This is a genomic window from Kitasatospora sp. NPDC085464 (assembly GCF_044541955.1).
Classification (GTDB): domain Bacteria; phylum Actinomycetota; class Actinomycetes; order Streptomycetales; family Streptomycetaceae; genus Kitasatospora.
On record NZ_JBITTM010000110.1, the window covers coordinates 1 to 4,165 of the forward strand.

General features: G+C 72.8%; 4 protein-coding genes and 1 pseudogene. 2 read left to right on the forward strand and 3 right to left on the reverse strand.

Annotated features, from left to right (window positions below; translation table 11 throughout):
• Positions 1 to 112 precede the first annotated feature (112 nt).
• The 3 genes from ACIGG8_RS42700 to ACIGG8_RS42710 all read right to left on the reverse strand — a co-directional run bounded on the left by ACIGG8_RS42700 (position 113) and on the right by ACIGG8_RS42710 (position 3,117).
• Positions 113 to 1,396: a TolB family protein gene (locus ACIGG8_RS42700; RefSeq protein WP_396553971.1), complete on the reverse strand. Its 1,284-nt coding sequence runs from the start codon at positions 1,394 to 1,396 to the stop codon at positions 113 to 115.
• Positions 1,397 to 1,645: 249 nt separating this feature from the next.
• Positions 1,646 to 2,416, reverse strand: coding sequence for a lysophospholipid acyltransferase family protein (locus tag ACIGG8_RS42705; protein WP_396553972.1), 771 nt, complete (start codon positions 2,414 to 2,416; stop codon positions 1,646 to 1,648).
• A gap of 275 nt (positions 2,417 to 2,691) precedes the next feature.
• A complete protein-coding gene (locus ACIGG8_RS42710; RefSeq protein ID WP_396553973.1) occupies positions 2,692 to 3,117 on the reverse strand; it encodes a DUF4395 domain-containing protein in 426 nt (141 codons plus the stop codon).
• 219 nt (positions 3,118 to 3,336) lie between these two features.
• Between ACIGG8_RS42710 and ACIGG8_RS42715 the strand changes: the two genes are divergently transcribed.
• Both ACIGG8_RS42715 and ACIGG8_RS42720 read left to right on the forward strand, forming a co-directional pair.
• The gene (locus ACIGG8_RS42715; RefSeq protein ID WP_350526844.1) at positions 3,337 to 3,750 is read left to right on the forward strand and encodes a thioredoxin family protein; all 414 of its coding nucleotides are present in this window, start codon (positions 3,337 to 3,339) and stop codon (positions 3,748 to 3,750) included.
• Positions 3,751 to 4,052: 302 nt separating this feature from the next.
• Positions 4,053 to 4,165, forward strand: a pseudogene (locus ACIGG8_RS42720) (electron transfer flavoprotein subunit beta); the annotation flags it as partial.

Genomic DNA, 4,165 nt, shown 5'->3' on the forward strand with positions numbered 1-4,165 from the left:
CAGGGGGGACCCTGTGGGAGAGTAGGACGCCGCCGAACAATCATTGCTGAAGAACCCCCATCCGGTTTCCGGATGGGGGTTCTTCGCGTTTCCGGGCCTTTCGGCCGTCGGTTCACTCGTCGTCGGACTGCGGTTCCTCCGTCGGCTGCTGCCCCTGTGCCTGGGCCGCGGGCCCGGCTGCCTCGGCCGTGGCTCCGGCCGTGGCAGCCGGTGCGGCGGGGAGTTCGGCGGTGCCCCAGGCCGGACGGTTGAGCCACTTGTCGGCTGTGGTGGTGAGGCGGGCGACGCCGGTGCCGTCCGGCCGCATGCTGTACAGGTCGGCGCCGGCGCCCGCGGGGGCCTGGGCGAAGACGATGGACTGACCGTCGGGGGCGAAGGCGGCGGCTCCGTAGAAGGCGTCGGAGGGCGCGGGGGTGAGGGCGCCGATGGCGGTGCCGTCGGGGTGGATGGTGTAGATGCCGCCGCCGGGGGCGTTCTCGGGGCCGGCCGGGTAGGTGGTGAAGAGGATCCGGGTGCCGTCGGGGGACCAGTCGGCGCGGTCGCCGGCGCGCAGTTCCCAGGGGGTGAGCTGACGGAGCCCGGTGCCGTCCGCGCTCACGACGTAGATGGCGCGGCTGTTGGCGGGCTGTCCGGTGGCGCTGGTGCGGTACTCGAAGGTGAGCTGCTTGCCGTCGGGGGACCAGCTGGGGTTGCTGACCGAGCCGGAGTAGGGCTTGTCGTTGGTGAGGAAGGTGAGCCGCTGGACGTCGGTGCCCTCGGGGCTCATCAGGTAGAGGTCCGAGTACTGGGAACGGGTCTTGTCGGCCGGGTCCTGGGCGCCCCAGGTGCGGCTGAAGGCGAGCTGCTTGCCGTCGGGGGAGAAGGCGGGGGCGCGTTCGTCCTCGTTGGCGCAGTCGGCGCCGCCGCTGGAGCTGTCGCAGAGCTGGCTGATCTGGTGGGCGCCCTCTCCGGAGGTGGCGACCGTCCAGAGGCGGGCGACGCCGCTCTGCGGGTCGGTGCGGTCGAAGGCGACGGTGGTGCCGTCGGGAGACCAGTCGGGGCGGTCGTCGCGCGCGCGGTCCGGGGGCTGGGTGATCTGGTGCTGGCCGCTGCCGTCGGGTGCGAGGGTGACGATGGCGCTGGTGCTGCGGGAGGCGTCGGTGTAGGCCCGGCTGACGATCAGTCCGTTGTGCGCAGTGACTGCGGCGGGTGCTCCCGCTGCTGCGTCGACCACGGCGGACGTCGGCTCGGGGGTCGCGGTGGGGGACTCCGGCCGGATCTCCGAGAGGGGGATCTCCCCGGGCTCGGCCCCGCAGCCGGTGAGCAGGGCACCCAGAAGCAGAAGGCCCGCACCTGCGCTTGCGCGGGTGCGGGCCCTGCTCGTGGGTGACTGCCCTGTGCCGGTGATCCGTGCCATCTCCGCCTCCGACCTCTGCGATCCTTGCCGACCGCATCGACGTGTGCCCCCGTCGCCGATTCAGGACGAAGGCCCCTGAAAGGAGCTGTCACTGTGTCAGAGGGAAGGTGTCGAGCGCCGGGCGACACGCGACGGATCGCATTCGCTCGGCCGCATGGAGTAACCCCGCGGAGTGGCCGCGGGGAACAACCGTGCGGAGGACCGGGCCGACGTGCGGACGGAGCAGCGGGAGGCGGGAGGCGGGAGGGGTCAGCCCCGGGCGGCGCGGCGCTCGGCCTTGGCGAGGGCCTCCGCCTCGTCCTCGGCCTCGGCGACCTCCAGGGTGGGCGCCGTTCCGCCGAGCTGGGCGGGCAGCCACCACGTGTCGTCCGGGCCGGAGGGCTTGCCGGGGTAATCGCGCTGGGCCTGGTCGAGCATCTCGCTCATGGCGGCGCGGAGTCTTCTGGTGACCATGACGGGCTTGTCGTCCGGCCCGAGGTGAATCGGTTCGCCGATCATGATCGTCACCGGGACGTGGCGCTTGGTCAGGGTCTTCGGGCGGCCCTTGGTCCAGAGCTGCTGGGTGCCCCAGAGGACGACGGGCAGCAGCGGGGCGCCGGAGTCGGCGGCCATCCGGGCGGCGCCGGTCTTGAACTTCTTCAGCATGAACGAGCGGCTGATCGTCGCCTCGGGGAACACCCCGACGACCTCGCCGGCCTTGAGGGCGCGCACGGCGGCCTCGTACGCGGGCTGGCCGTCGGTGCGGTCCACCGGGATGTGCTTCATGCCGCGCATCAGCGGGCCGGAGATCCGGTGCTTGAAGACGTCGTCCTTGGCCATGAAGCGGGTCTTGCGCTGACCGCCGCGGTAGGCGCCGAGGCCGGCGAAGAGAAAGTCCAGGTAGCTGATGTGATTGCTGACCAGTACCGCTCCCCCCCTGGCGGGGATGTGTTCGGCGCCCACGATCTTGATTCGCACGTCGAGCGCGCGGAAGGCGGTGAGTGCGGCGCCGATCACCGGCGGGTACACGAACTCTGCCACGGTCAGTCCTGACTTCCACGGGCCGGAGCCCGGTTCGGCGGGGTCCCGCGACGTTGCGCGGCCGGTGCCGACCGGAGCACGGCACGCCGCGGCGGTCACGGGTGATTCACGGAGATGATCCCCCGAACGAGTGCCTGCTGTCACCTGAGGCGTGCGGGCAAGCCGATTTTCCCGGTGTGATCTCCGTGATGAATTGCTACGGGAACTTTTCCGCTGCCCGGGCCTGGCTGTCGTGGGCGCGGGCCGCAGGGCGCGGGCCGGTGGTGGCGGCCGGGTCAGGCCCCGGCGGTGAGGCGGCCCTGGGCGCGCCGGACGACCGGGTAGAGCTCGCAGCCGACGCAGTAGCCGAAGGCGGCGTTGAGGAAGGCGGCGGCGAGGCCGGCCGAGGTGGCCAGCAGGCCGAGCCAGGTCACCCCGGTCACGTGGCCGAGTACGCCGATCGCGGCGAACACCATGAGGATCCCCTGGCCGAAGCGCAGCGGCCGTTCGTCCTCGGTCTCGGACGGCGGGGCCAGCCGGGGCAGGACGAGGATCCGGAAGATCCAGTCGTACGGGGAGAGGCGTAAGCCGCCGAGGGCCCCGAGGGCGAAGACCACGGCCTGGCCGGCGAGGAGGGCGCTGCTGCCGGTGAGGAGGACGACGATCAGGACGGCCGAGGTGAGCGCGGCGGAGAAGCGGGGACCGCGGGGGTCGGTCTGCACGGGGGCTCCGGAGGGGTCGCGACGGGCGGCAGCGGCGGGCGGTGGCGACTGGGGCGTCAGCGACTGCGGAGGTCGATGGCCCGGCCCGGGGCGGTGACGCGGCGGGCGGTCGGCAACGGCGGTGAGGAGCGCTCGGAGTCCACCGGCCGATCGTACGCGGCCCGCCCCGGGCGGTCGACCGTCTTTCGGGGGCCGCCCGGGCTGGCGCAGACTGGGGGGATGACCGGGCTGGTGGTGTGCGTCGTCGTGCTGGCGCTGGCGACCACGTTCGGGCTGCTGCGGGCCTGGCACGACGGAAGGATGAGGGTGGGCTCCAAGGACGGGACGGTACGGCTGTCGGAGGCCGAGCTGGGCGGGCCGCTCGGCTCGCGGGCGACGCTGGTGCAGTTCTCGACGGTCTTCTGCCAGCCCTGCCGGGCCACCCGGCGGGTGCTCGCCGAGGTGGCGGGCATGGTCGAGGGGGTCGAGCACGTCGAGGTGGACACCGAGGCGCGGTTGGAGTTGGCCCGCCGCCTGGAGATCCGGCGGACGCCGACCGTCCTGGTGCTGGACGCGGACGGCCGGGTGGTGCGCCGGGCGGCGGGGCAGCCGCGCAAGGCGGACGTGATCGCGGCGCTCGGTCAGGCGGTCTGAGGAATCCCCGTCGGGGTGTCGACCCGTCGCTGCGGTTCCCCGCCGGGGCGGAATCCGGTCGCGGTTGGTCCGCCCCGTCGGGTGGAGTCGGCCCCCGCCTGGGGCAGGATGGGCGCAGGCGGCGGGCGCGGGTGCCCGGCGTAAGCTACTGGCCAGTAGTGACCACTGGGCTACCGGCGAGTATGCTGCCAGGAAGTTCCGGACCGGCACGGGAATTCGCTGCCCGGAGCGGGTGTGTTCCGTGTTCGCGCCCGCTTGCACAGCCGCAGCCGCCGGACGAGACCAGTACAGGAGACAAGGCCGTGAGCTTGAGGATCGTTGTCTGTGTGAAGTACGTGCCGGACGCGACGGGTGACCGTCGTTTCGCGGACGACCACACCACGGACCGGGAGGGCGTGGACGGCCTCCTGTCGGA

Bases quoted from the DNA above. Each gene is read 5' to 3' on its own strand.
- ACIGG8_RS42700 (WP_396553971.1), bottom strand. From the start codon at position 1,396: ATGGCACGGATCACCGGCACAGGGCAGTCACCCACGAGCAGGGCCCGC.
- ACIGG8_RS42715 (WP_350526844.1), top strand. From the start codon at position 3,337: ATGACCGGGCTGGTGGTGTGCGTCGTCGTGCTGGCGCTGGCGACCACG.